This window comes from Roseateles sp. GW821-FHT03B02 (assembly GCF_059421025.1).
In genome coordinates this window covers 153,567-178,315 of sequence record NZ_JBWKUV010000010.1, presented here as the reverse complement: position 1 = coordinate 178,315, position 24,749 = coordinate 153,567, and the positions used below count along the sequence as shown (strand labels likewise).

Genomic DNA, 24,749 nt, shown 5'->3' with positions numbered 1-24,749 from the left:
GCGATCACAGAGGGCGGTGCGCGTCGCGATCCGGCGCCCGGCGTTGTGGGGCCAGCAGCAGCACGCTCGCCACCGGCCACAGCGCCGCCTCGAACACCGGCGCCAGCAGCACGCCCCAGCCCGGCCACATGCCGCCGACGAGCATGCGCACGATCAGCGCCAGCGCATGGGCCGCGAGGAACAGCGGCAGCACCTGCACGGCCTGGGCGCCCAGCGGGAACCAGGTCAGGCGGCGGTGCAGCATGATGGCGCCGAAGCTCAGGCCGCTGTAGGCCAGCGCATGCTGGCCCAGCAGCGCGCCGTCGTGCACGTCGATGAGCAGGCCGAAGACGAAGGCCCACAGCACGCCGATGCGCCGCGGCTGGTGCACGCCCCAGAAGACGAGCACGACGGCCAGCACGTCGGGCATGGCGGCCATGCGCCCGGCCGGCACCATGTCGATCATCAGCGCGACGATGAGCGTGAGGCCTATGAACCAGGGGTTGGCCGGCAGCAGCAGCTGGTCGGCGGCGCGCGGCATGATCATGACGCGCTCCCTTCAGGCCGCGCGCCGGGCCGTCCCAAGCAAGGCCTGGCCCCCTCGGGGGGCCGCCGCAATGCGGCGAGGGGCTGACATCCCAGCATGATCATTGGCTGGCTCCCGAGGCCTTCGCCGCCGCCTTGGCGGCGCGCTCTTCCTTCTTGGCCGCGCGCACGGCGGCCTTGGTCGCGGCGGCCGAAGCCGCTTCCTCAGCCGCGGCGGCCTCGGCCTCCTTCTTGGCGGCCAGGTGGCGGTCCTGCGGCAGCAGCACCAGCACATGGCGGGCGCTGTCCGGCTGAGCGATGGGCGCCAGCAGCACCTGGGCGAAGCTGGAGTCGCCACGGCGCTCGACGACGGCGACCCTGGCCACCGGCAGGCCCGGTGGGTAGACGCCGTCCAGGCCCGAGGTCGTCATCAGGTCGCCGACCTTGATGTCGGCATTGGCGGCCAGGAAGCGCAGCTCCATGCCGGAGCCGTCGGACCGGCCGGCCGCGGCGTTGCGCATCTGCGTGCGGGCGTTCAGCACCGGGATGGCAGCGTCCTTGTCGGTCAGCAGCGTCACTTCGCTGGATAGCGGGTAGACGCGCGTCACCTGGCCCAGCACGCCGGCCTCGTTGATGACGGGCGAGCCGGCGGCCACGCCCTGCGTCGCGCCGCGGTCGATGACGACGCGGCGGGAAAAGGGATCGGGCGCTTCGAAGAGCACCTCGGCAGGCACCGAGGGCACGCTCAGCGAGGGTTGCAGGCCCAGCAGCCTGCGCAGGCGCTCGTTCTCGGCCTGCAGGGCTTCGGCGCGCGACAGCCGTTCGGCCTGCCGGGCCAACTGGCGCTTGGCCTCGTCCTCGGCCTCCATCGCGCGCTTGGTGCCGCGCAGGTAGTCGCCGGCCGTCTCCCAGGCGTCCACCGGCGTCAGCAGCAGGCGCTGGACCGGGTGGAGCACCAGCGCCAGCGCGGCGCGGGCCGGCTGCATCAGCTTGAAGCGGGCGTCCGCCACCATCAGCAGCAGGGCCAGCGCCGAACATAGCGCGAGCTTGGTCAGCGCCGACGGACCCTGGCGGAAGAACGGCGGGGGGGTACGGTCTAGGGTGCCGAGGGGCATTGCGCGCCTGGCGGGGTTAGCGGCTTATTCCGACGTGAAGATGCTGCCCAGGCGCTCCATGCGCTCCAGGGCCATGCCGCAACCGCGCACCACGCAGGTCAGCGGGTCTTCGGCCACCAGCACCGGCAGGCCGGTTTCCTCGCCCAGCAGGCGGTCCAGGTCGCGCAGCAGGGCGCCACCGCCGGTCAGCATCATGCCGCGCTCGGCGATGTCGGCGCCCAGTTCCGGCGGCGTCTGCTCCAGCGCGTTCTTCACGGCGGAGACGATCTGGTTGAGCGGGTCGGTCAGGGCTTCCAGGATCTCGTTGGAGGAGATGGTGAAGCTGCGCGGCACGCCCTCGGAGAGGTTGCGGCCCTTGACTTCCATTTCCTTGACCTCGGAGCCGGGGAAGGCACTGCCGATGTTCTTCTTGATCGCCTCGGCGGTGGGCTCGCCGATCAGCATGCCGTAGTTGCGGCGGATGTAGTTGATGATGGCTTCGTCGAACTTGTCGCCGCCGACGCGCACGCTGCCCTTGTAGACCATGCCGCCCAGCGAGATGACGCCGACTTCCGTCGTGCCGCCGCCGATGTCGACGACCATGGAGCCCGAGGCCTCGGCCACCGGCAGGCCGGCGCCGATGGCGGCGGCCATCGGTTCCTCGATCAGGTAGACCTCGCTGGCGCCGGCGCCCAGGGCGCTCTCACGGATGGCGCGGCGCTCGACCTGGGTGGAGCCGCAGGGCACGCAGATGATGATCCTCGGCGACGGCTTGAACGTCTTCGAGTCATGGACCATCTTGATGAACTGCTTGAGCATCTGCTCGGTCACCGTGAAGTCGGCGATGACGCCGTCCTTCATCGGGCGGATGGCCTCGATGTTGCCGGGCACCTTGCCCAGCATGGCCTTGGCCTCGCGGCCGACGGCCTGGATGGTCTTCTTGCCGTTGGGGCCGCCCTCGTGGCGGATGGACACGACGGAGGGCTCGTCGAGGACGATGCCCTTGCCGCGCACGTAGATCAGCGTGTTGGCGGTGCCGAGGTCGATGGCGAGATCGGTCGAGAAGTAGCGGCGCAGGGAGGCGAACATGGTGTGGCGCAGGGAGCCTCGCCGGCGGGGCGCGACTCGAAAAATCGGGCGGCTGGAAAGCCAGAGGCCGCCCGGCCGGCGACGAAACGCGTCGCTGAAGGGGCAGCCTCGAAGGCCATGAAGATGGGCGGCGATAATAACCGATCACCCTGTTTTTTAGCCCGCCAGCACTAGGTTTCTGGCATCCGGCTTACATCTGAAAACCCTTCATGAGCCTCACCCCTGACGACGTGAGCCGCATTGCCAACTTGGCCCGGCTGGAACTGCAGCCGGCCGAATCCGAGGCGATGCTGGGCAACCTGAACGATTTCTTCAAGATCGTGGACCAGATGAGCGCCGTGGACACGGCGGGCGTCGAGCCGCTGTACACGCCGCTGTCGGCCATCCAGCAGGTGCAGCTGCGCCTGCGGGACGACGTGGTCACCGAGAGCAACCAGCGCGAGCTCAACCAACGCAGCGCCCCGGCCGTCGAGGACGGCCTCTTCCTCGTTCCCAAGGTCATCGAATGAAGCCCGTTCACGACATGGGCGTGGCCGAGCTGGCCGCCGCCCTGAAGAGCCGTGCCCTGTCCAGCCGCGAGGCGACGCAGGCCTTGCTGGACCGCATCGCCACCCACGACAAGGCGCTGGGTGCCTTCCTGCACGTCGACGCCGAGGGCGCCCTGGCCCGCGCGGCGACTGCAGATGCGCTGCTCGCCGCGGGCAGTGCCGGCGCGCTGGCCGGCGTGCCGCTGGCGCACAAGGACATCTACGTCACGGCCGACATGCCCACCACCGCCGGCTCGAAGATCCTCGCCGGCTACCGCAGCCCCTTCGACGCAACCGTCGTCGCCAGGCTGAATGCGGCCGGCACGGTCTCCTTGGGCAAGCTGAACTGCGACGAGTTCGCCATGGGCTCGGCCAACGAGAACAGCGCCTTCTTCCCCGCCAGCAACCCCTGGGACGCCAGCCGCGTGCCGGGCGGCTCGTCTGGCGGCTCGGCGGTGGCCGTGGCTGCGCGCCTGGTGCCCGCCACGACCGGCACCGACACCGGCGGCTCCATCCGCCAGCCGGCCAGCTTCACCGGCATCACCGGCATCAAGCCGACCTACGGCGTGTGCTCGCGCTACGGGATGATTGCCTTCGCGTCCAGCCTGGACCAGGCCGGCCCCATGGCCCGCTCGGCCGAGGACTGCGCGCTGCTGCTCTCCGCCATGAGCGGCTTCGACGAACGCGACGCGACGAGCGTGAACCAGCCGCCGCAGGACTTCCATGCGCAGATGCTCAGCGTCCGCGAAGGCGCCACGGCGGCTCAGCCGCTCAAGGGCCTGCGCATTGGCCTGCCCCGGGAGTTCTTCCCCGCCGGCCTGTCGGCCGACGTGAACGCCGCCGTGCGTACTGGCCTGGCCGAGCTGGAGAAGCTGGGCGCCACGCTGGTGGACGTCAGCCTGCCCCGCACCGAGCTGGCCATCCCCGTCTACTACATCATTGCCCCGGCCGAGGCGAGCTCCAACCTCTCGCGCTTCGACGGCGTCAAGTTCGGCCATCGCGCGGCCCGGTACGACGACCTGCTGGACATGTACAGGAAGACGCGCGCCGAGGGCTTCGGGCCCGAGGTGAAGCGCCGCATCATGATCGGCACCTACGTGCTCTCGCACGGCTACTACGACGCCTACTACCTGCAGGCCCAAAAGCTGCGCCGCATGATCGCGGACGACTTCCAGCAGTGCTTCACGCAGTGCGACCTGATCGCCGGCCCGGTGGCTCCCACCGTGGCCTGGAAGCATGGCGAGGGCAAGGACGACCCGACCCAGGCCTATCTGGCCGACATCTTCACGCTGCCCGGCTCGCTGGCCGGCCTGCCCGGCATGAGCGTGCCGGTGGGCCTCGGCGCCGGCGGCATGCCCGTCGGCCTGCAGCTGATCGGCAACTACTTCAAGGAAGGGCAGCTGTTGCACACCGCGCATGCCCTGCAGCAAGCCACCGACTGGCACCTCGCCGCGCCTTCGGGACTCTGAACATGCCTACAACGCCCAAACTCATCCGCGGCTACGAGGTCGTCATCGGCCTCGAAAACCACGTCCAGCTCTCCACGCAGAGCAAGATCTTCAGCGGCAGCTCCACCGCCTTCGGCGCGGCGCCCAACACGCAGGCCTCGCCCGTGGACCTGGCCCTGCCCGGCACGCTGCCGGTGCTGAACCGCGCCGCCGTCGAGCGCGCCATCCGCTTCGGCCTGGCGGTCGGCGCCAAGGTCGCGCCGCTGTCCATCTTCGCCCGCAAGAACTACTTCTACCCCGACCTGCCCAAGGGCTACCAGATCAGCCAGTTCGAGATCCCGGTGGTGCAGGGCGGCTCGGTCGAGTTCTTCGTCGGTGACGTCAAGCACAAGGTCAACCTGACCCGCGCCCACCTGGAAGAAGACGCGGGCAAGAGCCTGCACGAGGACTACCACGGCCAGTCGGGCATCGACCTGAACCGCGCCGGCACGCCGCTGCTGGAAATCGTCTCCGAGCCCGACATGCGCTCGGGCGCGGAAGCCGCCGAGTACGCCAAGACGCTGCACGCGCTGGTCATGTGGCTGGGCATCTGCGACGGCAACATGCAGGAAGGCTCCTTCCGCTGCGACGTCAACGTGTCGGTGCGCAAGCCCGGCGAGCCTTTCGGCACGCGCCGCGAGATCAAGAACCTCAACAGCTTCCGCTTCCTGGTGGACGCAGTGAACTACGAGGTGAACTGGCAGATCGACGAGATCGAGGACGGCCGCAAGATCCAGCAAGCCACCGTCCTCTACAACCCCGACACCGGCGAGACCCGCGCGATGCGCAGCAAGGAGGACTCGGCCGACTATCGCTACTTCCCCGACCCCGACCTGCCGCCGCTGGTCATCGCGCCGGAGTGGGTGGAGCGTGTGAGGGGCGAGATGCCGGAGCTGCCGTCGGTGATGGCGGCGCGCTTCGAGAGCGTGGACGGCCTGCCGGCCTACGACGCGACCATGATGACGCAGAGCCTGGCGACGGCGCGCTACTACGAGGCCGCCAAGGCCGCCGGCGCGACGCCCAAGCTGGTGGCGAACTGGGTCATGGGCGAGATCAGCAAGCGCCTGAACGCCGACGGTGGCGAGATCGACGCCGCGCCCGTCGGCCCAGAGCTGCTGGCCAGGCTGATCGGCCGCATCTCGGACGGCACGATCTCGAACAACGCCGCCAAGCAGGTGTTCGAGTCGCTGTGGTCGGGCGAGTCGGCGTCGGTGGACGCCGTCATCGAGTCCAAGGGTTTGAAACAGGTCAGCGACACCGGCGCCATCGAGGCCATCCTCGACGAGGTGCTGGCGGCCAACCCGAAGTCGGTGGAGGAGTACCGCGCCGGCAAGGACAAGGCCTTCAACGCGCTGGTCGGCCAGGCGATGAAGGCGACCAAGGGTAAGGCCAACCCGGCGCTCGTCAACGAGCTGCTGAAGAAGAAGCTGAGCCAGGGCCAAGGACAGTCCTGAGGACTGTCCGACGCCTGGCGAAGGACCACGGGCCGCCCTCTCGTGGCGGCGAGCCTGAGAGGGTGGCCCCAGGGTTTCTCCGAGGCCGAATTCAGCGCTTGGGCGTCGGCGCCGGCGTCGTCGGCTGCAGCTCGCCCAGCGGCGGCATCGAGCCCGGCGTGGCGCCGGCCCACAGCTTCTTCAGCCGTGCCAGTTCGGCGTCGAAGCTCTTGTTGACGCGCACGAGCTCGGCCTTCTGGTTCTCGATGAGCACCTGCTGGGCCTCGATGCTGGCGTCGTTGGCGTCCAGCGATTGCTTGAGCTTGGCCGGCAGCGGCTTGCCCTTGTAGAACTCGGCCTCGTCCAGCAGCGGCTTGCGCTCGGTGGTCAGGTCCTTGATGCGGCGCTCGGAGATGCGCATGGCCTTGTTCGAGTCGTCCAGCGCGGCGTTGCGCGCGCGCTGGTGGGCGGCCTCGTTGGGGTAGCGCAGCATCAGCGTGCGGTCGCGGCGAATGGCGTCCTGCTGGGCGATGCGCTCGGCGGCGGCGCGGCGGTCGGCGGCCTCCTTGGTGGCCCGCTCCTCGGGGCTGAGGAAGGGCGGCAGCGTCGTGCGCTGCGAGCCGTCGGGATTGAGCACGCGCTGCTCGCGCGACGTGCATTCGGGAATCGGCCGGTCGCTGGTCAGCTTGCGGCCATCGACCGTCGTGCAGGTGTAGATGCCCTTGGCGGGCGTGCCATCCTGCGCCAGCGCGGAGCTGGCGGCGAGGAGCGCTGCAACGACGGGCAGGACGCGCATCAGACCCCGTAACGCTCTCGGTAGGCCAGCACGGCCGGGCGGTGCGCGGACAGCTCGGGCGCGTCGTCGAGATAGGCCAGCAGGTCGGCCAGGCCGGCCACGGCGACGACCGGCAGGCCGTAGCGCTGCTGCACCTGCTGCACGGCCGACAGCGGGCTGTCGACCCCGCCTTCGGCGGCCTTCTCCTGGCGGTCCAGTGCGATGGACACGCCGCAGGGCGTGGCGCCGGCGGCCTCGATCATCTGGATGGACTCGCGCACCGAGGTGCCGGCGGAGATGACGTCGTCAATGATGAGGACGCGGCCCTTCACCGGCGCGCCGACGAGGGTGCCGCCCTCGCCGTGGTCCTTGGCTTCCTTGCGGTTGTAGGCGAAGGGCACGTTATGGCCGCGCCGCGCCAGCTCCATGGACACGGCCGCCGCCAGCGTGATGCCCTTGTAGGCCGGGCCGAAGATCATGTCGAAGGCAAGACCCGATGCGATCAGGCGTTCGGCGTAGAAGCCGGCGAGGCGGCCCAGCTTGGCGCCGTCGTCGAACAGGCCGGCGTTGAAGAAATAGGGGCTGAGCCGGCCGGCCTTGGTCTTGAATTCGCCGAAGCGCAGCACGCCCGCCTCCACGGCGAATGCGACAAAGGACTGGGCGAGGGAATCGACGGACGGCGCGGCGGACATGAGAAAGATTCTAGGGGTCAAAAAAACGGGCCCGACCCCTAGAAGGGGCCGGGCCGTCGATGGTTTTCACCGAGGGTTTGGGTGCCGCTCGGCCAAGGCGGGCCGGCCCGGGAGCGGCCCGGTGCCCGGCCCGAGGGCTTAGAACGAGGCCTTGAACTGCACGCCGTAGCTGCGCGGCTCGTTGACGATGCCGGTCAGGTTGTCGAAGTCGATGGCGGCGACGACCTGGCGGTGGTTGGTGATGTTGCGGGAATAGGCCGCCACCTCGTACTTGCCGTTGTTCCAGCCGTAGCCCACGCGCAGGCCGCCTTCCAGGGCCGACTTGGCGCGGTACTCGACGGCCTCGTACAGGAACATGTTGTACTTGTCCTTGTAGGCCCAGTCGGTCAGCACGGTCAGCTCGCCGGCGCCGATCTCGGTGCTGTACTTCAGCGTCCAGTTCCACACCACCTTGGGTGCGCGCGGCAGCGGGTTGCCGTTGATGCTGACGGTGCCTGCGAGCGGGCCAGCCGGGTCGAGCACCGTGCAGCCGGTGTTGGGCGTCAGGAACTGGAAGTTCGCGTTGCCGCAGGGCTGCACGAAGAGGTTGGCGTCCTTGATCTTCGTGTCGTTGTACGAGAAGCCCAGCGTCGTGCGCCAGTCGCGGGCGATGATGGCCTGCGCGTCGAGCTCGAAGCCCTGGCCTTCGGCCTTGGCGGCGTTGACGAGGCGGTTCTGGTTGGTGGAGCCCGAGCCGGCCGTCAGCTGCATGTCCTTCACGCGGTACTTGAAGACCGTGCCGGTGATGCGGGCGGTGTTGTCGAGCAGGTCGGCCTTGAAGCCGGCCTCGACGGATAGCACCTTCTCGGAGTTGGCCACCGAGATGGCGTCGCCGAACAGCACGCGGCCCTGGATGGACGGTGCGCGATAGCCGGTGGCGACGCGCGCGAACAGGCTGGTGGCCTTGTCGAGGTTGTAGTTGGCGCCCAGGTCCCAGCTCCAGTTGGTGGACTTGGGGTGGGTGTAGAAGGGCCCGATGATGTCGACGTTGTTGGCCTTGCCCGGCGTCCAGGTGCGCACGGCGTCGAAGTCCTTCTTGTCGTCGGTGTAGCGCAGGCCCGCGGTGAGCTTGAAGTCCGGCGTGACGGCGTACTTCACGTTGCCGAAGGCGGCCCAGGACTTGGCGTTCTGATGCTGCACGGCGTAGCCGTTCTGCGGATCACCGACGGCGAAGCTGTCGAAGTTGAAGCTGTCCACCTGCAGCTTCTCGTTGAAGTAGTACACGCCCAGGATCCACTGCAGTGCGTCGGCGGTGTTGGACTGCAGGCGGAATTCCTGCGTCGTCTGGCGCAGATAGGGGATGCCGTCGGCCGTCTGCGCGTCGAACGGGATGACGGAGGGGTAGGGCGTGGTGGAGCCAGAGGGGTAGTACTGCGGGCCGTCCGGGATGCCGCAGAAGCGGCAACCGAAGCCGCCGTCCACGTCACCGCGGCTGTAGAACTTGGCGCGGTCGTGGGCGGTGATGGAGTACAGCGACACGCCGTCGAAGTCCCAGCGCAGGCGGGCGCTGACCTCGCTGGACTTCAGCGTCTGCGAGTTGTAGCCGTCAGTGGGGTAGGAGCTGTCGTCGTAGCCGTCGACCAGGTCGTTGGTGCCGCGCTTCATGATGTTGGCGCGGAAGGTCGTGGCCGTGCCCTTGAAGTCACGCGCCTGGACCTTGAAAAGACCCTCGAAGTTGCCGTTCTTGTACAGGGCCTGCAGGCGCAGCGCCTTGTCGTTGTAGCCCTCGAGGTCCGCCGTCCCGCCCTTGGTTGCGGCAACGGGGTTGTGCACGCGGTCATCCTGGCGTTGCACGATGCCGGCCACGCGCATCTGCCAGTCCTGGCTCAGCGGCACGTTGACGGCCGCCTCCAGGTTGACGGAGTTCCAGCGGCCATAGCCGATGTTGGCGTAGCCCTCGAACTTCTTGCCCGGCTTGGCCGAGTCGAACTTCATGACGCCGGCCGGCGAGTTGCGGCCGAACAGCGTGCCCTGCGGGCCGCGCAGCAGTTCCACCTGGGCCATGTCGAACACCGGGAAGCCCTTGAGCGCAATGCTTTCCTGCACCACGTCGTCGTAGACCAGGCCCACCGGCTGGGAGGCGTTCATGTCGAAGTCGGTATTGCCCAGGCCGCGCACGTAGAAGCGCGGGAAGGTGCGGCCGTAGTCCGACTCGATGTTCAGGCTGGGCACCTTGCCCGACAGCGCGCGGATGTCCTGGCCGCTGGCGTTGTAGGTGTCCAGCTCCTCCGACTTGATGGCCGAGATCGACAGCGGCACTTCCTTCAGGTTCTCGGCGCGGCGGCTGCCGGTCACGATGACGGCCTCCAGCTGGCTGACGTCCTTCTTGGCCTCGGGAGCCGAGCCGGCCTGGGCCACGGCGGCTTGCATCGGGAAGGCCGCGCCCAGCGCCAGTGCGAGCAGGGTCGGGGAAATGCGGTGTGTCTGCATGGGAAATCCTCGGGTTGCGGGAGGGGTGAAGGGCGCTCGTGGCGCCTCTAATTCCTACGGGATCGTAAATATCATGTGACTGTTCCATGATGACGGCGTGCGCTGTGTTGTGCTTTTGCTGCACTGCCATACTTCTACTGGTCAACCCTCTCCCTAACTCCGATGCGCTTCATTACCGCCAACCTCAACGGTGTGCGTTCCGCCGCCAGCAAGGGCTTCTTCGACTGGCTGGACCAGCAGCAGGCCGATGCGGTCGGCGTGCAGGAGCTCAAGGCGCAGGCCGACGTCGTCGAGGCCAAGTTCCGCAGCTGCGACAAGCTCGACGGCCATTTCCACTACGCCGAGAAGAAGGGCTACTCGGGCGTCGGCCTCTACACCCGTGAGGAGCCCAGCGATGTCGTCACGGGCCTGGGGTTGCCCGAGTTCGACAGCGAGGGCCGCTGGGTCGAGAAGCGTTTCGACAAGCCCGGCCGCAAGCTCAGCCTCATCAGTGTCTACTTCCCCAGCGGCACCAGCGGCGAGGAGCGCCAGGCGGTCAAGTACCGCTTCCTCGACGCGGTCTACCCGCACCTGCTCGCGCTGAAGGCCGAGCGCGAGTTCATCCTCGTGGCCGACGTCAACATCGCCCACAAGCAGATCGACCTGAAGAACTGGCGCGGCAACCAGAAGAACAGCGGCTTCCTGCCCGAGGAGCGCGCTTGGATGACCAAGCTCCTCGACGACGGTGGCGTCGTCGACGTCTTCCGCACGCTCAACGACAAGTCCGAGCAATACACCTGGTGGAGCAACCGCGGTGCGGCGCGCGCCAACAACGTCGGGTGGCGGCTGGACTACCACCTGGCCACGCCCGGCATCGCCGCGCTGGCCCGGCGCGAGGCCATCTACACGGGCCAGATGTTCAGCGACCACGCGCCGCTGACCATCGACTACGACTTTTCGCTGTAAGTCTCCTGCCCATACTGTGACCGCCGCACGCCGCCGCGTAACCGGCGGCTACGGGCTGGGCGTGCCTCCTACAGCGCATTGGACGGCGGGCCGACGTCGCGCGGGATGGGCGCGGCCTAGAGTGGATTCCAGCCGGTGGAAATGCCCGGCCTCGCCGCCCGGCCCCGCCGGTCCCCGCTTTGAAAGGAGTCCCCCATGTCCCACCTCAAGACCGCCACCAGCGTGCTGACGGCCGCCCTCCTCGTGACCGGCATCGGCCTGGCTGTCGCCCAGACCGAAGACCAGCAGCCGCCGGCCGAGCCGATGGCCGCCACGGCGACCGCCGGCCTCAGCGAGCAGACCCCCGCCGATCCCAACGCCCTGCCGCCGGCGGACACCACCGCGCAGCAGCAGATGCCGCTGGCCTCCGACCAGCCCCAGGCCGCGCCGCCGGCCGACAGCAGCACCCCGCTGCCCGGCGCGACCCCGGCCCAGCCCGCCACGGACAGCAGCTACGCCGCGCCCGCCAGCACGACGCGGGCCGAGCCTGCCCCGCGCGCCGACCGCAACTGATCGCATCGGCCGGGCGCCTTCTCCGTCACCCGCCATGCGTTTCGGAGAAAGCGCCGATCGCGCCGCCGCCGCCCGGCGGCGCGACATCCTCGCCGGCCTGGGCCAGGGGAGCCTCGTCGCCGCCCTGGTGCTGGCCGGCGCGTTCCTGGTCTTCGCCGATCGGTTCAGGCACAGGCCGCCGCTCCCGCGCCAGGCCGCTGCGGCGGCGCCCGCGACGGTGCCGCCCGCCGTCATCGAGCGCCGGCTGGACTTCGGCAGCATCCGCGCTCCCAGCGACGTGATGCGCGTGGCCTCGTGGGCCGTCCGCGAGGCCGACAACGGCGACCGCGCCTTCGCCATCGTCGACAAGCGCCGTGCCAGGGTGTACGTCTTCGCCGCCAGCGGGCAGCTCATCGGCACCAGCCCCGTGCTGCTGGGCTACGCGGCCGGCGACCTGTCCGTGGCCGGCATCGGCCAGAAATCCATCGACGAGATCAGGCCGCAGGAGCGCACCACGCCGGCCGGCCGCTTCGTCTCCGAGCCGGGCCGCAACTCGCTGGGCCACGACGTCGTCTGGGTGGACTACGGCGCCGCCGTCTCTATGCACCGCGTGCGCGCCACCGATCCCAAGGAGCGCCGCCTGGAGCGCCTGGCCACGCCGACGGCTGCCGACAACCGCATCAGCTGGGGTTGCATCAACGTGCCGGTCGGGTTCTTCGACAGCACCGTCTGGCCCCACCTCGGCCGCGGCCGTGCGGTCGTCTATGTGCTGCCCGAACGCCGCCCCCTGACCGCCTTCTTCCCCGCCGCCGCGCCGCCCCAGCTGCTGGCCGGCGCCAGGCCAGGTAACAGCGCCAAACCGTGAACTCCTCGCCTGTCGGTGACAGGCCCCGCTTCCTAGACTGCCCCGCAGGGCTGGCGCGATGGTTGCGCCGCCCGGGACAGGGGGCGTCGAGTGGGCAGCAGTTGGTCGGGTCGGGTCAGGGCCGGGGTGTGCGGCATCGTCAGCGCGTGCAGCGTGGCGGCCGGTGCGCAGGCCGTCACCCGGCCGGTGGCGGGCGATGCCCGTGACGGCCGGCCGTTTGCCATCGTCGACAAACGTGAGGCCACGCTGTCCGTCTATGCCGCCGACGGCCGCCTCGTCGGCCGCACGCCGGCACTGCTCGGCCTGGCGCCGGGCGACGCCGAGCCGGCCAGTTCCCGCGGCAAGGTGCCGTCGGCCCTGCTGCCGCACGAACGCGTGACGCCGGCCGGCCGCTTCGAGGCCCAGCCGGGCCGCAACCTCAGCGGCGAGCGCATCGTCTGGATCGACTACGAGGCCAACCTCGCCATCCACCGCCTGCGCCCGGCGCCAGCCAGCCAGCGCCGCGCCGAACGCCTGGTCTCCGCCGACCTGCGGCAGCGCCGCATCACGCTGGGCTGCGTCGTCGTCGAGCCGGCCTTCTTCGACCAGGTCGTGCTGCCCACGCTGGGCGGGGGCAGCAGCCTCGTCTACATCCTGCCCGAGCGTGAATCCGTTCTTGCCGCGGCGCCCTGAGTTCCTGGCCCTGCGGCCAGGCCCTAGGATGCGGCCGCATGACCCTGATCAGCATCGTCACCAGTTGCCTGAACGAGGCCGACAACGTCGCCGAGTTGCACCAGCGCATCAAGGCCCAGTTCGAGCCCGGCGGCCCCGCGGCTGACTTCGAGTTCGAGCACATCTTTCTGGACAACGGCTCCACCGACGACACCGTCGCCCGCGTGAAGCTGCTGGCCGCGGCCGACCCGCGCGTCAAGCTCATCGTCAACGCGCGCAACTTCGGCCATGTGCGCTCGCCGCTGCACGGCATGTACCAAGCCAGCGGCCAGGCCGTCATCACGATGGCCTCCGACCTGCAGGACCCGCCGGAGCTGATCGGCCAGTTCGTCGCCCACTGGCGCGCCGGCGAGCTGATCGCGTTGGGCGTGAAGCCGCGCTCGCGTGAGACCTGGGCCATGGCCGTGATCCGGCGCTTCTACTACCGCGCGCTGGGCCGCATGGCCGACGTGCCGCTGATCGCCAACTTCACCGGCTTTGGCCTCTACGACCGCTCGGTCATCGACATGATCCGCGAGCTGGGCGATCCCTATCCCTATTTCCGAGGGCTGATCGCCGAGCTGGGCATCCGCTACGCCACCGTCGAGTTCGAGCAGCCCGCCCGCGTGCGCGGCATCACGAAGAACAACTTCTACACCCTCTACGACCTGGCCATGCTGGGCCTGACCAGCCACTCCAAGCTGCCGCTGCGCCTGGCCACGCTGGCCGGCTTCACGCTTAGTGCGGTCAGCCTGCTGGTGTCGCTCGGGTACCTGCTGGCCAAACTGCTGTTCTGGCAGCACTTCGCCGTCGGCACCGCGCCGGTCATCATCGGCCTGTTCTTCTTTGGCGCGGTGCAGCTCTTCTTCATCGGCCTGGTGGGCGAGTACGTGGCGGCCATCCACACCCAGGTCAGCAAGCGGCCGCTGGTGGTGGAGAGGGAGCGCGTGAACCTGCCGCCGGGCGATGCGCTGCCGCGCCATTCGGGCGAGCCGCGCGCATGACCGCACCGCCCGCCGGGCGCCGCTGGAGCTGGCTGTTCGCGGCCTATCTGGCTTCGGTGCTGCTGACGATGGCGGTCTCGGCGCGGCTGTGGTGGCAGTCGCCGCTGCACCTGACGGCCCACGAGTTCGACTACTTCCTCGGCCTGTTCGAAGGCAGCGGGTCGCGCGTCGCCGCCGAGCGTGTGCTGCAGGGGCGGGCCCTGCACCTGCTGCTGTTCGCCGGGCTCGGTGCGCTGTATGCCGCCCTGCTGCTGGGGCTGAGCCGCCAGCCCGACGCCGTGCCGACGCGGCGCCTCGCCGCGGGCAGCGCCCTCGTTGCGCTGGCCTTCGCCATCGGCATGCCCTGGGTCAGCCCCGACGTGTTCTTCTACATCGGCACCGGCTGGGTGGACGCGCATTACGGCCTCAACCCCTATCGCTACGCGATGAACCAGGTGCCGGGCTTCGCGAACGACGTGATGTTCGCCAATGTCTTCCCCCTGTTTCTGGAAGGCACGACGTCCTACGGTCCGCTGTTCCAGAAGATCGCGGCAGGCATCGCCTGGCTGTCGGGCGGCAACGACAAGCTTGCCCTGGCGCTGCACAAGCTGTTCTACCTGGGCCTGCATGCAGCGGCCAGCGCGCTGGTGTTCCAGCTGGCGCCGCCGCGGTGGCGCAAGGTGGCGCTGTTCGGCTATGCCGCCAACCCGCTGATCCTGTTCAGCGTGCTCACCTGCGCGCACAACGACCATCTGATGAACGTCTGCATCCTGGCGTCGCTGTGGCTGCTGCGGCGCGACCAGCCCCTGGCCGCCGGCGTGGCCCTCGGCATGGCGGTCAGCCTGAAGTACTTCCCCCTCGTCTTCCTACCCATCCTGCTGGTCATGGCCCTGCTGCAGCACGCGCAGGCGCGGCTGGCCTGGCGGGACCTGCGCGCCCCCGCGCTGCTGGGTGGCGGCTTCGTGCTGGCGTTGCTGGCGCTGCAGCGCCTCTACCCGGCGTCGACCGAGCATGTGTCGCACCTGCTCAGCACCGGCGTGGGCGTCTACCGCAGCAGCCTCTTCCATCTGATCGACGCATTGACGCGCTACCTGCTGCCGGCGCTGTTCGGCATTCCTGAAGCGCAGATCACGCCCCAGGACCTGGGCGGCACGCTGCGGCTGGCTTACATGGGCCTGTACGCCCTGCTGTGCTGGCGCTATTGGCCGCGGCTGCGGCGCGAGCCTTTCCAGGCAGGCGTCGAGATGTGCCTGGCGGCCACGCTGCTGTACTTCGTGCTCGTCAACACGTCCAACCAGGAGTGGTACCTGACGTGGATGATGGGGTTCGCCTTCATGCTGCCCGGCGACGCCGCGCGGACCCTGGCGCTGCGCCTGTCGGTGGCGTATCTGCCGCTGGTCATCTACACCGTCCGCGGAGAGCGCTGGGTGGTGTTCGCGGCCAACCTGGCCCTCTACCTGCTGCTGGCGGCCTGCGCCTGGCTCTACATGCGCCGGCCGGCCGCCACCTCGGCGGACCCGGCCTGAGCGCCCTTCAGGCCCGGCGGCACAGCACGGCCATGGCCATGCCTGTGCCCAGCGCCAGGCGGGTCTCGGCCTGCACGGCCAGGCCGCAGCCCTGCAGCAGGCGGCGCAGGCCCTCGGCGCTGAAGAAGTTGATGTGCTCATGCCAGTGGCGCTTGCGCCGCCAGGCCGCCGGGTCTTGTTCGGCCTCGCGCATCAAGGCCTCGAAGGGCAGCTCGACGTAGAGCGCCGTGCCCGCGTCCATGGCCCGCACGATGGCGTTGACCAGCGAGGCCGGCGCGGGCACATGTTCCAGCACATGGGCCAGCACGATGAGGTCGTAGGCTACCTGCGGCGCCGCCACGGCGACGGCACCCGCGACCAGCGGCCGCCCGGAGATGTCGAGCACATGGTGCAGCCGCGCCTCGCGGCGCAGCGGCGTGTTCTGGCCGGTGTCGCCGCCCCAGTCCAGCACGGCGGGCCGGGCTGGCAGCCGCGGCCTCAGAAACGCCTCGACCTCGGGGATGTGGGCGTCGCCGGCCAGCAGCGCGCGGTTGCGCGCCGTGTAGCCGGGCTCGAAGCGTTCGCGCTGGGACTCGTAGTCGGCACCGCGGTAGTCGCGGTAGAGGCGCGCCATCTCGGCATCGTCGAAGCGCATGTCCAGGAACAGGCATCCGCAGGCCGGGCAGTGCAGGCTGGTGCACAGCGCTTGCGCATGGCCCAGCGGCAGGTCGCGCAGGCCCCAGTCGGGCGTGATCTCGCAGGGCTCCCAGCCCAGGGCGCGCTGGGCGACGAAGGGCATCAGCACGGCGCTCTGGCGTTCCAGCCGGTCGGCGCCGCAGCAGATGCAGGTGGTGGCGAGACGGGGCATGGAAGGCTAGGCCTGCAGCGAATGCCAGCGCGCCGTGCGCTGGATGGCGAGGTCCAGCGGCGTCCAGGCCGCGAGCCCGAGCGTCGCCGCGCGGTCGAGCCTGGGCAGGTAGTAGCGGCGCGACTCGCCTGGCTGCTCGGGGCCGACCTGGACGGCCGCCGCCGGGGCCAGCAGGTCGCGGGTGCGCCGCGCCAGCTCGACGACGCGCAGGCCCTGCGCGCCGCCGACATTGACGGGCCAGGCGCCGGGCGCCTTCAACAGCAGCGCGAGCAGCCACCAGGCCAGGTCGGCGCCGTACAGATAGCTGCGCATGGCGTGGCCCGCCGAACTCAGCCGCAGCGGACCGCCCGCCAGCGCATCGCGGATGAAGTTGCCGATGGCGAAGTGGCCGTCCAGGTCCAGCCCGGGGCCGACGAAGGCGAAGCAGCGTGTCAGCACGGGCGTGCAGCCATGAGCCTGCCCATGCAGCACGGCCAGCAGCTCCGATGCGCGCTTGGCCTCGCCGTAGGCACTGCCCGGCTGGGCCGGGTCGCAGGCCAGCGGTGCGTCCTCGGCCACGGGCTCGGGCGGCAGCGCGCCGTACTGTGCGCCGGAGCCGGTCAGCAGCAGGCGACGCACGCCATGCGCCGCGGCAAAGGCCAGCGCGTGCCGCGTGCCGGCCAGCACACCGTCGAAGACGGCCTGCGGATCGACATGGGCACTGGCGTGGGTGTCGGTCGCGGCGTGCAGCAGCAGGTCGAAGCTGCCATCGCCCGGCCAGGGTGTGCGCACGTCGCCCTGCGCGAGGCGCAGCCAGGGCAGGCGGGCGGCCCAGGGCTGGGCGGCGAGGAAGCGTTGCGGGTCGCGGCTCAGGCCGACCACCTCGAAGCGCAGGCCGCGGCCCTGCAGGTGGGCCAGCAGGGCCAGCAGGTTGCTGCCGAAGAAGCCCGTCGCGCCGCTGATGAACAGGCGCTGGCCATCCAGCGCGTCGAGGCCGGGCGCCTGGGCCTCGATGCGGGCGAAGTCGTCGGCCAGGAAGGCCGCCAGGTCCGTCACAGGCCGCGGTTGTAGATCAGGTTGCGCAGCGCCGGCGTGCTGGCGTAGGGGCTGTCCAGGTCGTCGATCATCAGCGCCGAGTCGGCCTTGAGTTCGCGCACCGAGCGCTGGCCGTTCATCACCTCGCGGCAGGACAGCTGGCCCTTCTGCAGCGGGATGGCGAGGTAGAAGTCGCGGTCCACGCTGTTGTGGTGGAACTCGTAGCCGGCCGGCAGATCGCGCTTCAGGTAGACGCCGCGCACCAGCTGGTCCAGGTACTCGATCTCGCGCTTGCTCGGGATGCGCTTGGCCTGGCCGCTGGCGCCGCACATCTCGCGGGCCTTGTGATAGGCCTTGAACCAGGCGTCGATCTGGTGCGGCAGCGAGCAGTAGGGCGACACGGCGATGCCGTCGGCCTCGATGTCGATGTGGCGCTCCCAGGTGCGCGCGCCTTTGGCGTAGGACATCAGCATGGAGCTGCTCCAGTCGCCGTACTCGTGCGTGGAGAAGCCGATCACGAGGCCGGGGTAGCGCTGGCGCAGGTAGTCGATCTGGTTGAGCTCCAGCTCGTCGTCCTCCGACGGGTATAGCGACACGCAGTGGTTCAGCGACAGTGGAATGTGGCGGTTGGCGAAGAAGGTGACGAGGTCGTCCAGGTCCTTCTCGGAGGATCCGCCCGTCGAGACGATGACGGGCTTCCTCGTCTTGGCGATGCGGTCCAGCAGGAACCAGTCGTTCAGGTCGGAGCTGGCCACCTTGATGATGGGCAGGTCGAACTCCTCGCACAGATCCACCGAGGCCTCGTCGAAGGCGGTCGCCATCGGGATGCAGCCCTGGTCACGGATGGCGTTGATCAGCGTCGCGTACTCGTGCTTCCCGAGCTTGGTCGCCTCCGTCTTCTTGACGTAGCGCAGGTCCTCGCGGCCCTTGAAGCTCGGCGAGATGAAGTGGTCGACGTCGCGGAACTGCAGCTTGATGGCGGCACGGACGTTGTTGAAGCGCACGACCTGGGCGAAGGCATTGATGATGGCCAGGCCGCGGTCGACCCGGCCCCAGTGGTTGTTGGCCAGCTCCAGAACGAACAGGTCGTTGAAAACGCGTTGCATCGCGGTCATGCTCTACTTTCTCGCCTCGGCGTGCCCTCGGCACGCGGGCTCGAATCCTATCGCCGCGACCGGCCGGTGCGGGCCGACATAATTCCGCGCATGCCATGCAGCAAGCCATGGTGCACCTTCCCACCCATGCTTTGGCAACCTCAGCGCGAGCAGCAGCCTTGTCTTCTCCAGCGCGAGCCGGTATGAAAGTCAGTGTCGTCGTCCCCTGCTTCAACATGGGCTGGTGCGTGGGCGATGCCGTCGCGTCGGCGCTGGCGCAGGATCACGACGACCTCGAAGTGGTCGTCGTTGACGACGGCTCCACTGACGACACGCCCCTGCGTCTGCAGGGCCTCGGCCCCCGGGTCATCGTGCTGCGCCAGGACAACCGCGGCCTGGCCGCCGCGCGCAACGCCGGCATCCGCGCCGCGCGCGGGGACCTGCTGGTGTTCCTCGATGCGGACGACCGCCTGCTGCCCGGCAAGGTGTCGCGTCAGCTCGCGCACCTGTGCGCCCACCCCGAGCTGGGCGGCGTCTATTCCGACGGTTATCTGGTGACGCTGCAGGGCCGGCGTCTGAACCGTATCTCGGCCGAGTCCCCGGCCGGCCTGTTCAGCGCTGCCGGCGCGGCCGAGCTGCGCCGGCAGTTGCTCAGGGGGCATCCGTTCCCGCCGCACGCGGCACTGCTGAGTCGCGCGGCGGTGCTGGAGGCAGGGCTTTTCGATGAGGGATTCCGGGCCCGCGAGGATCTGGAGTTCTGGCTGCGTTTCACGGCGCTGCACCGCATGGGCTATGTGCCCGGCGAGCTGGTGGCGTACACCGTGAGGCCCGGCAGCCTGAGCCGGCCCTCCGAGCTCATGCACGCCTCGTCCTGCCGCCTTTACGCGCGCCTCGCCGCAGACGCAGACTTCCTTGCGCTTGCGGCCGCGGAGCGCGCGGCCCATCTGCGCGCCTGGGCCGTCGAGGTGGGCGTGCAGCACCACGGGCCCTGGTCCGGCGACAACGGTCCAGCGCGCGCCTGGGCCCGGCAGGCCAGCCGGCTGGACCCGTCGAGCTGGCGCGGTCCGGTGCTGCGGGTGCTGCTGGCGCTGCCCGGCGGCGCGGCCTTGATGCGCCGGGGCCTGGCCCTGCAAACCCGGCGCTGGCGGCAGCGCTTTGCCGCCCGGCAATCGGGGCATCCCGTCCTTGCAGAGTTTTCATGAGTGACATGTTCGAGCCCGTCTCCCTGCCCGGCTGCTTCCGTCTGCACCTGCCGCTGCATCGTGACGCGCGCGGCTGCTTCGTGAAGAGTTTTCATGCACCGTCGTGGGCAGCCCAGGGGCTGTGCACGCGGTTCGAGGAGGACTTCTTCTCGGTGTCGCGCCGCGGCGTACTGCGCGGCTTCCATGTCGTCACGCCGCCGCGCGCCGGTGCCAAGCTGGTCTATCCGGTCCAGGGGCGGGTGTTCGACGCACTGCTGGACCTGCGCCTCGGCTCGCCCCGCCATGGTCAGGTCGAGGTCTTCGAGCTGGATGCCGAGCGGGGCGATGCGCTGTACGTGGCGGCCGGCGTCGCCCACGCCTTCCTGGCGCTCAGCGAGTTTGCGGTGATGGGGTACAAGACCGAATTCGCGCACGACCCGGCCACTGACCATGGCGTGCGCTGGGATTCCACGCCGCTGGTCTGGCCCGAGGCGACGCCCACCTTGTCGGCACGCGATCTCGGCCTGCCGCCGCTGGCCGAGTTCAACAGTCCTTTCGCCTGATGCCCCCAGCCGCCTCCACGTCCATGCAAGCGCCGGTTGCCCTGGTGACCGGCGGGACGGGCTTCCTGGGTTCGCATCTGGTGGCCAGGCTGGCCCGGGACGGCTGGCAGGTGCACGTGATCAGCCGGCATCCACCCACCGACCGGGCCGGGGTGTATTTCCACCGTGCCGGCGCCGCGATGGCGGACTGGGACGCGCTGCTGCAGGCGGTGCGGCCCGACGTCGTCTTCCACCTGGCGACCCTTTTCCTGGCCGAGCACCGCGCCGACCAGGTGGACGAGTTGCTGGACACCAATCTGAAGCTGGGCACGCGGCTGCTGGACGCCATGGCGCGTGCGGGCACACGCCGGCTGGTGAACGCCGCCACGAGCTGGCAGTACCGCCTGCCGGACCGCGCCGAGCCGCATCCGGCCAACCTCTACGCCGCCACCAAGCAGGCCTTCGAGGCCATCGTCGACTACTACGCCGAACTGCTCGGGCTGTCCGCGGTGTCGCTGCGCCTGTTCGACTCCTACGGTCCCGCCGACCCGCGCCCCAAGCTGCTCAACCTGCTGTTGCGCCTCGGCCCGGACGCGCCCCCGCTGGCGCTGTCGGGCGGTGAACAGCGGCTTTGCCTGGTGCATGTGCGCGACCTTGTCGAGGCGCTGCTGGTGGCGGCCGGGCTGACGGCAGGTGCGGGCGGCCATGCCCGCTATGGCCTGGCGGGCGTGCCGGATCGCTCGCTGCGCGAGATCGTGGCCCTGCTGGCTTCACTGCGCGGGCAGCCCGTGCCTGTTGCCTGGGGCGCGCGTCCCTACCGCGAGAACGAGATCATGCGGCCCTGGCGGGCGCTGGCGCCGCTGCCGGGTTGGGCACCGCAGGTGAGTCTGGAAGACGGCCTCGTCGCACTGCTGGCCGACGCCGCGGCGGCCTCGCCGCCATGACGCGGCTGCATCGAGCCTCCTTCTGGGCCTATGCCGCCCAGTTCGCGGGCCTGCCGCTGAGCGCCGTTTTGCTGCCGCTGGTGCTCTGGCGGCTGTCGCTGGAACAGCTGGCGCTGTGGTACCTGATGCTGGCAGCGGGCCAGCTGGGCGCGATGGCCGAGGGGGCGCTGGAGCCGGCCGTCACGCGCTACCTGAGCTATGCCCGCAGCGGCGTGAGCGCCTTGCCCGCGCATGGCGAAGCGGCTGCGCCTGGCAGCGGCGTTGTCAACGCTGCATTGATGGCGGAGCTGGCCGGCAGCGGTCGCTGGCTCTACCGGCGCCTGGCCTGGATCAACCTGGTGCTGGTCGGCGGCGCCGGTGCGGCAGGGCTGGCCTGGTTGGGCAAGCCTCTGGGCGACCCGGTGCAGCTGATGGCGGCCTGGGCCCTGTTCTCGCTGGGCCAGTGGCTGGGCTGCCGTTGCTTCGTCGCGGTGCCGCTGCTGCAGGGCGGCGGCCGTGCCGATCTGGCGTTCAGGGCCTTGACGGCCCAGCGTCTGGCCTTCGGCCTCATCGCGGCGCTGGGGCTGCTGGTGGCGCCACGGCTCGAGGTGCTGGGGCTGGCCCAGATCGCAGGCGCCTGGGCCGGGCCTGGCCTGGCGATGTGGCTGGCCGACCGGCTGCTGCCGGCGCCCGCCGCGCGGCCCACGGCCGGGCGCCTGCGCATGCTGTTGCAAGGCAGCGTGGCGCTGTGGCTGGGCCGCCTGGGCGGCTATCTGGTGGCCAAGGCCAACCTGCCCATCGTCTCGGCGGCGCTCGGCTTGCAGACGGCGGGCCGTCTCGCGCTGGCCATGCAGTTGCTGGACGCCATCGGTCAGCTGGCCCAGGCGCCGTTGATGGCACGCCTGCCGCAGCTCTACCTGTGGCGGACGCAGGACCGGGCCCAGGCCTTCAGGGCCCTGGTCGGGCGTGTCCTGTCCATCGGCTGGCTCAGCTACGCCGTGGTCGCCCTGGGCCTTTGGAGCCTCGGCCCCGCGCTGCTGGCCTGGCTCGGCAAGCCCGATGCGCTGCCGCCCGCGCTGCCGCTTGCGCTGCTGCTGCTGGCCGGCCTGCTCGAACTCAACCACAGCATGAGCGCCACGCTGCTGATGGTCGACAACCGCGTGCCCTTCGTGCCGGCGGCCCTGCTGTCCGGGGCGGCCATCGTGCTGCTGTCCAGCTGGGTGCTGACGGCCACGTCCGCCGGCCTGGTCGGCGCCATCGCCGTGCCGCTGTTCGTGCAGGCGGCCTACAACAACTGGAAATGGCCGCTGGAATGCCTGCGCGCCTTCCAAACCAGCTACGGAGAACTGATGAGAGCAGCCTGGAGGCGGGTGTGAATGAGACGCCGCTGGTCAGCATCGCCATCCCGACCTTCCGGCGCGCCGATCTCCTGCGCCGGGCGCTGCATAGCGCGCTGGGCCAGCAGGGCGTCGAGGGGCTGGAAGTCCTGGTGCTGGAGAACCCGGACGAGGACCGCCCTGGCGCGGGGCCGACGGCCGCGGCCGTCCTGTGCGCCGGCCTGCCCGATGCGCGCCTGCGCTACGTCTGCAACGAGCGCAACCTCGGCATGGTGGGCAACTGGAACCGCTGCCTGGCGCTGGCCCGGGGCCGATGGGTCGTCATCCTGCACGACGACGACTGGATGAATCCGCGCTTCCTGCGTCTAGCACTGGACCTGGTCCAGGCCCATCCGGACCTGCGCCTGGTCGGCACCGGCGCCGCCATCGAACGCGACGAGGGCATGCCAGGCGACCGGGCGCCGTTGCCGGCGCGGCTCAAGCCCTACCGCATCCAGCCGGCCCACTTCCTGCTGGGCAATCCGTTCTTCGCCTCCGGCGTGATGATGGACCGCCAGCTGGCACTGGACCTGGGCGGCTTCGATGCCGGCTGGTACCCGACCATGGACCACGCCTTCTGGCAGCGCTTCTGCCAGCACGCGCCCTGCGCGCGCATCCCCGAGCCGCTGCTGCACTACTACATCGGTGCCAACGCGTCGCTGCATCCCTCGATGTTGATCCGCTACATCGTCAACGACTTCAGGCAGCGCCGCGAGCTGCTGGGCTCGACCGGCCTGGACGGCTTCTTGCTGCGCCGCTACTCCCGACTCAAGCCCTGTCGCGAGCGGCTTTTCCTGCAGCAGCTCTTTCGCCTCGGCATCCCCTGGGCGGACCTGGAGCTGGCGCTGCTCGACGCGGGCTGGCGCCCGGTATCCAGGGCCTGGCAATGGACCTATCTGCCCATGCGCGCGGGCCTGGAGCTCATCTCCATCCTCTTCACCCGTCGGCTGACGCGCCTGCGCAGCCGCGATGTCGCCTGATGCCGCCGCTGCGCGTCCTCGTGCTCTTCGACAACCTGGAGTTGAGCGGCACCCATCGCATCGCGCTCAACCTGATGGATGCAGGCCCGGCCGCCGGCCTCGACTGCCGCGGCCTGGTGTGCATGACGGACAAGACCGGCCTGACCGACTCGGATCCGCGCTTCGTCTGGCCCACGCGCACCCTCGGGCGTGGCGAATCCCTCGTCACCAAGCTGCGCAAGGCACTGAGCGTGTTCCGCGCGGCAACCCGCCTGGCCCGCGATGCGGACGTGCTGCTCGCTACCTGCCCACCCACGAGCCTGATCGCCAGCTGGGCCGGCTGGCGCGCGGGCAAGCCCGTGATCGGCTGGGTGCACTACGACGCGCTCGGGCGCCGCCGCGAGCGCCTCGGGGCCACCGGCGGCTGGCTGCGCGACAGCCTGCAGAACCTGCTGTACTACCGCTTCATGCCGCGTCTGCGCCATCTCGCCTTCGTCAGCGACTCGACGCGGGCCAGCATGGCGACGAGCCGCGGCCTGGGCGCGCCCCGGCCGGGCTGGCTCACGCTGCCCAACCCTTATCTGCCGTCGAGCTTCGCCGCACACAGCCAGCAGCTGCAGCAGTTCCAGGCCGTGCAGGCCAGGGGCGAGCCGGTGCTGCTGTTCCTGGGCCGCCTCGTGCGCCAGAAACGCTGGGAAGACGCCCTCGCCGCGGCCGAGCATCTGCACCGGGCCGGCGTGGCGGCGCAATGGGTGTTCGTGGGCGACGGCGCGGAGCGAGAGGCTTTGCGCGCTGCCCTGGCGGCTTCGCCCGTGCGGGACCGGCTGCACGCCTTCGGTGCCGACCCCAACCCGCTGCCCTTGCTGGAGCGCGCCGATGCGCTGGTGCTGACCTCGCTCTACGAGGCCTGGCCGACCGTCATCCTCGAAGCGTTCGATCTCGGCGTTCCCGTCGTCGCCTACGACTGCCCTTCGGGGCCGGCCGAGATGCTGGGCGGCGGCGAGCGCGGCTGGCTGACGCCGGAGGATCCCGCCGCGCTGGCCGCGGCGCTGGCCGAGCGCCTGGCGCCCGGGGGGGGAGAGCTGGCGCAGCGCCGCAGTGCGGCTGCGCGCGCATTCCTCGAGCGCTTCCGGCCCGCGGCCGCCCTGCTGGCCTGGCGGCGAGCGCTGGACGGCATCGCGGCCCGGCCGCGGCGCTGATGCC

24 protein-coding genes are annotated in these 24,749 nt (G+C 70.2%); 15 read left to right on the top strand and 9 right to left on the bottom strand.

Translation table 11 applies throughout. From position 1 onward, the window contains the following. Positions 1-4: 4 nt before the first annotated feature. The 3 genes from mreD to AC07VX_RS23605 form a co-directional block, all read right to left on the bottom strand. Positions 5-526, bottom strand: a complete 522-nt coding sequence (mreD, locus tag AC07VX_RS23615; protein ID WP_493166931.1) for a rod shape-determining protein MreD — start codon at positions 524-526, stop codon at positions 5-7. A 100-nt stretch (positions 527-626) separates the two neighbouring features. Continuing rightward, positions 627-1,619, bottom strand: a complete 993-nt coding sequence (gene mreC, locus AC07VX_RS23610) for a rod shape-determining protein MreC (RefSeq protein WP_493166932.1) — start codon at positions 1,617-1,619, stop codon at positions 627-629. A 24-nt stretch (positions 1,620-1,643) separates the two neighbouring features. Continuing rightward, complete coding sequence (locus tag AC07VX_RS23605; protein WP_056191483.1) at positions 1,644-2,687, bottom strand: rod shape-determining protein; 1,044 nt, start codon at positions 2,685-2,687, stop codon at positions 1,644-1,646. Positions 2,688-2,896: 209 nt separating this feature from the next. On the opposite strand from AC07VX_RS23605, the gene gatC reads away from it, so the two are divergent. Genes gatC through gatB form a run of 3 tightly spaced genes read left to right on the top strand, consistent with a single transcriptional unit; the run spans position 2,897 to position 6,155 of the window. Next, positions 2,897-3,196 carry an Asp-tRNA(Asn)/Glu-tRNA(Gln) amidotransferase subunit GatC gene (gatC, locus tag AC07VX_RS23600; RefSeq protein ID WP_493166933.1) on the top strand — a complete coding sequence of 100 codons (300 nt, stop codon included), beginning with the start codon at positions 2,897-2,899 and terminating at the stop codon, positions 3,194-3,196. Then, a complete protein-coding gene (gene gatA / locus AC07VX_RS23595; RefSeq protein ID WP_493166934.1) occupies positions 3,193-4,683 on the top strand; it encodes an Asp-tRNA(Asn)/Glu-tRNA(Gln) amidotransferase subunit GatA in 1,491 nt (496 codons plus the stop codon). The genes gatC and gatA overlap by 4 nt, the downstream gene beginning before the upstream one ends. 2 nt (positions 4,684-4,685) lie before the next feature. After that, positions 4,686-6,155, top strand: a complete 1,470-nt coding sequence (gene gatB / locus AC07VX_RS23590) for an Asp-tRNA(Asn)/Glu-tRNA(Gln) amidotransferase subunit GatB (protein WP_493166935.1) — start codon at positions 4,686-4,688, stop codon at positions 6,153-6,155. A gap of 91 nt (positions 6,156-6,246) precedes the next feature. Here gatB and AC07VX_RS23585 read toward each other — a convergent pair whose 3' ends face one another. The 3 genes from AC07VX_RS23585 to AC07VX_RS23575 form a co-directional block, all read right to left on the bottom strand. Continuing rightward, the gene (locus AC07VX_RS23585; RefSeq protein ID WP_493166936.1) at positions 6,247-6,930 is read right to left on the bottom strand and encodes a hypothetical protein; all 684 of its coding nucleotides are present in this window, start codon (positions 6,928-6,930) and stop codon (positions 6,247-6,249) included. Next, positions 6,930-7,601, bottom strand: a complete 672-nt coding sequence (pyrE, locus tag AC07VX_RS23580) for an orotate phosphoribosyltransferase (RefSeq protein WP_493166937.1) — start codon at positions 7,599-7,601, stop codon at positions 6,930-6,932. The genes AC07VX_RS23585 and pyrE overlap by 1 nt, the downstream gene beginning before the upstream one ends. 138 nt (positions 7,602-7,739) lie before the next feature. Next, complete coding sequence (locus tag AC07VX_RS23575; RefSeq protein WP_493166938.1) at positions 7,740-10,070, bottom strand: TonB-dependent receptor; 2,331 nt, start codon at positions 10,068-10,070, stop codon at positions 7,740-7,742. Between the two features lie 162 nt (positions 10,071-10,232). On the opposite strand from AC07VX_RS23575, the gene AC07VX_RS23570 reads away from it, so the two are divergent. From AC07VX_RS23570 to AC07VX_RS23545, 6 genes are all read left to right on the top strand, one after another. Beyond that, entirely contained in the window at positions 10,233-11,015 is a 783-nt protein-coding gene (locus AC07VX_RS23570) for an exodeoxyribonuclease III (RefSeq protein ID WP_493166939.1), read from the top strand. A 195-nt stretch (positions 11,016-11,210) separates the two neighbouring features. Further along, positions 11,211-11,567 carry a hypothetical protein gene (locus AC07VX_RS23565; RefSeq protein WP_493166940.1) on the top strand — a complete coding sequence of 119 codons (357 nt, stop codon included), beginning with the start codon at positions 11,211-11,213 and terminating at the stop codon, positions 11,565-11,567. A 34-nt stretch (positions 11,568-11,601) separates the two neighbouring features. Next, on the top strand, positions 11,602-12,411 hold the full coding sequence (locus AC07VX_RS23560; protein WP_493166941.1) for a hypothetical protein: 810 nt from the start codon (positions 11,602-11,604) through the stop codon (positions 12,409-12,411). A gap of 126 nt (positions 12,412-12,537) precedes the next feature. Further along, entirely contained in the window at positions 12,538-13,083 is a 546-nt protein-coding gene (locus AC07VX_RS23555; RefSeq protein WP_493166942.1) for a L,D-transpeptidase, read from the top strand. A gap of 38 nt (positions 13,084-13,121) precedes the next feature. Continuing rightward, positions 13,122-14,105, top strand: a complete 984-nt coding sequence (locus tag AC07VX_RS23550; RefSeq protein WP_493166943.1) for a glycosyltransferase family 2 protein — start codon at positions 13,122-13,124, stop codon at positions 14,103-14,105. Further along, positions 14,102-15,610, top strand: coding sequence for an MptA/MptB family glycosyltransferase (locus AC07VX_RS23545; protein WP_493166944.1), 1,509 nt, complete (start codon positions 14,102-14,104; stop codon positions 15,608-15,610). The genes AC07VX_RS23550 and AC07VX_RS23545 overlap by 4 nt, the downstream gene beginning before the upstream one ends. 7 nt (positions 15,611-15,617) lie before the next feature. On the opposite strand, the gene AC07VX_RS23540 is transcribed toward AC07VX_RS23545, so the two are convergent. The 3 genes from AC07VX_RS23540 to AC07VX_RS23530 are packed head-to-tail and all read right to left on the bottom strand — an operon-like array spanning position 15,618 to position 18,577. Continuing rightward, positions 15,618-16,457 (bottom strand): class I SAM-dependent methyltransferase, encoded by an 840-nt coding sequence (locus AC07VX_RS23540; RefSeq protein WP_493166945.1) that lies wholly within the window; start codon positions 16,455-16,457, stop codon positions 15,618-15,620. Positions 16,458-16,463: 6 nt separating this feature from the next. After that, on the bottom strand, positions 16,464-17,492 hold the full coding sequence (locus AC07VX_RS23535) for an NAD-dependent epimerase/dehydratase family protein (RefSeq protein ID WP_493166946.1): 1,029 nt from the start codon (positions 17,490-17,492) through the stop codon (positions 16,464-16,466). Then, complete coding sequence (locus AC07VX_RS23530; protein ID WP_495122029.1) at positions 17,489-18,577, bottom strand: N-acetylneuraminate synthase family protein; 1,089 nt, start codon at positions 18,575-18,577, stop codon at positions 17,489-17,491. Before AC07VX_RS23530 ends, AC07VX_RS23535 begins: the two co-directional genes overlap by 4 nt. Before the next feature lie 191 nt (positions 18,578-18,768). Between AC07VX_RS23530 and AC07VX_RS23525 the strand changes: the two genes are divergently transcribed. The 6 genes from AC07VX_RS23525 to AC07VX_RS23500 are packed head-to-tail and all read left to right on the top strand — an operon-like array spanning position 18,769 to position 24,745. Next, positions 18,769-19,767 (top strand): glycosyltransferase family 2 protein, encoded by a 999-nt coding sequence (locus tag AC07VX_RS23525; RefSeq protein ID WP_493166948.1) that lies wholly within the window; start codon positions 18,769-18,771, stop codon positions 19,765-19,767. Beyond that, on the top strand, positions 19,764-20,309 hold the full coding sequence (locus tag AC07VX_RS23520) for a dTDP-4-dehydrorhamnose 3,5-epimerase family protein (protein WP_493166949.1): 546 nt from the start codon (positions 19,764-19,766) through the stop codon (positions 20,307-20,309). Before AC07VX_RS23525 ends, AC07VX_RS23520 begins: the two co-directional genes overlap by 4 nt. Then, positions 20,309-21,232, top strand: a complete 924-nt coding sequence (locus AC07VX_RS23515) for an NAD-dependent epimerase/dehydratase family protein (protein WP_495122028.1) — start codon at positions 20,309-20,311, stop codon at positions 21,230-21,232. Before AC07VX_RS23520 ends, AC07VX_RS23515 begins: the two co-directional genes overlap by 1 nt. Then, complete coding sequence (locus tag AC07VX_RS23510; protein WP_493166951.1) at positions 21,229-22,587, top strand: hypothetical protein; 1,359 nt, start codon at positions 21,229-21,231, stop codon at positions 22,585-22,587. The genes AC07VX_RS23515 and AC07VX_RS23510 overlap by 4 nt, the downstream gene beginning before the upstream one ends. Then, complete coding sequence (locus AC07VX_RS23505; RefSeq protein ID WP_493166952.1) at positions 22,584-23,567, top strand: glycosyltransferase family 2 protein; 984 nt, start codon at positions 22,584-22,586, stop codon at positions 23,565-23,567. The genes AC07VX_RS23510 and AC07VX_RS23505 overlap by 4 nt, the downstream gene beginning before the upstream one ends. Then, positions 23,567-24,745, top strand: a complete 1,179-nt coding sequence (locus tag AC07VX_RS23500) for a glycosyltransferase (protein WP_493166953.1) — start codon at positions 23,567-23,569, stop codon at positions 24,743-24,745. The genes AC07VX_RS23505 and AC07VX_RS23500 overlap by 1 nt, the downstream gene beginning before the upstream one ends. The last annotated feature ends 4 nt before the right edge of the window (positions 24,746-24,749 follow it).

Bases quoted from the DNA above. Each gene is read 5' to 3' on its own strand.
- AC07VX_RS23575 (WP_493166938.1), bottom strand. From the start codon at position 10,070: ATGCAGACACACCGCATTTCCCCGACCCTGCTCGCACTGGCGCTGGGC.
- gatB (WP_493166935.1), top strand. From the start codon at position 4,686: ATGCCTACAACGCCCAAACTCATCCGCGGCTACGAGGTCGTCATCGGC.
- AC07VX_RS23520 (WP_493166949.1), top strand. From the start codon at position 19,764: ATGAGTGACATGTTCGAGCCCGTCTCCCTGCCCGGCTGCTTCCGTCTG.
- AC07VX_RS23540 (WP_493166945.1), bottom strand. From the start codon at position 16,457: ATGCCCCGTCTCGCCACCACCTGCATCTGCTGCGGCGCCGACCGGCTG.
- AC07VX_RS23560 (WP_493166941.1), top strand. From the start codon at position 11,602: ATGCGTTTCGGAGAAAGCGCCGATCGCGCCGCCGCCGCCCGGCGGCGC.
- mreD (WP_493166931.1), bottom strand. From the start codon at position 526: ATGATCATGCCGCGCGCCGCCGACCAGCTGCTGCTGCCGGCCAACCCC.
- AC07VX_RS23605 (WP_056191483.1), bottom strand. From the start codon at position 2,687: ATGTTCGCCTCCCTGCGCCGCTACTTCTCGACCGATCTCGCCATCGAC.
- gatA (WP_493166934.1), top strand. From the start codon at position 3,193: ATGAAGCCCGTTCACGACATGGGCGTGGCCGAGCTGGCCGCCGCCCTG.
- AC07VX_RS23570 (WP_493166939.1), top strand. From the start codon at position 10,233: ATGCGCTTCATTACCGCCAACCTCAACGGTGTGCGTTCCGCCGCCAGC.
- AC07VX_RS23550 (WP_493166943.1), top strand. From the start codon at position 13,122: ATGACCCTGATCAGCATCGTCACCAGTTGCCTGAACGAGGCCGACAAC.
- AC07VX_RS23565 (WP_493166940.1), top strand. From the start codon at position 11,211: ATGTCCCACCTCAAGACCGCCACCAGCGTGCTGACGGCCGCCCTCCTC.
- AC07VX_RS23530 (WP_495122029.1), bottom strand. From the start codon at position 18,577: ATGCAACGCGTTTTCAACGACCTGTTCGTTCTGGAGCTGGCCAACAAC.
- mreC (WP_493166932.1), bottom strand. From the start codon at position 1,619: ATGCCCCTCGGCACCCTAGACCGTACCCCCCCGCCGTTCTTCCGCCAG.
- AC07VX_RS23545 (WP_493166944.1), top strand. From the start codon at position 14,102: ATGACCGCACCGCCCGCCGGGCGCCGCTGGAGCTGGCTGTTCGCGGCC.
- AC07VX_RS23525 (WP_493166948.1), top strand. From the start codon at position 18,769: ATGAAAGTCAGTGTCGTCGTCCCCTGCTTCAACATGGGCTGGTGCGTG.
- AC07VX_RS23585 (WP_493166936.1), bottom strand. From the start codon at position 6,930: ATGCGCGTCCTGCCCGTCGTTGCAGCGCTCCTCGCCGCCAGCTCCGCG.
- AC07VX_RS23510 (WP_493166951.1), top strand. From the start codon at position 21,229: ATGACGCGGCTGCATCGAGCCTCCTTCTGGGCCTATGCCGCCCAGTTC.
- gatC (WP_493166933.1), top strand. From the start codon at position 2,897: ATGAGCCTCACCCCTGACGACGTGAGCCGCATTGCCAACTTGGCCCGG.
- AC07VX_RS23500 (WP_493166953.1), top strand. From the start codon at position 23,567: ATGCCGCCGCTGCGCGTCCTCGTGCTCTTCGACAACCTGGAGTTGAGC.
- AC07VX_RS23515 (WP_495122028.1), top strand. From the start codon at position 20,309: ATGCCCCCAGCCGCCTCCACGTCCATGCAAGCGCCGGTTGCCCTGGTG.
- pyrE (WP_493166937.1), bottom strand. From the start codon at position 7,601: ATGTCCGCCGCGCCGTCCGTCGATTCCCTCGCCCAGTCCTTTGTCGCA.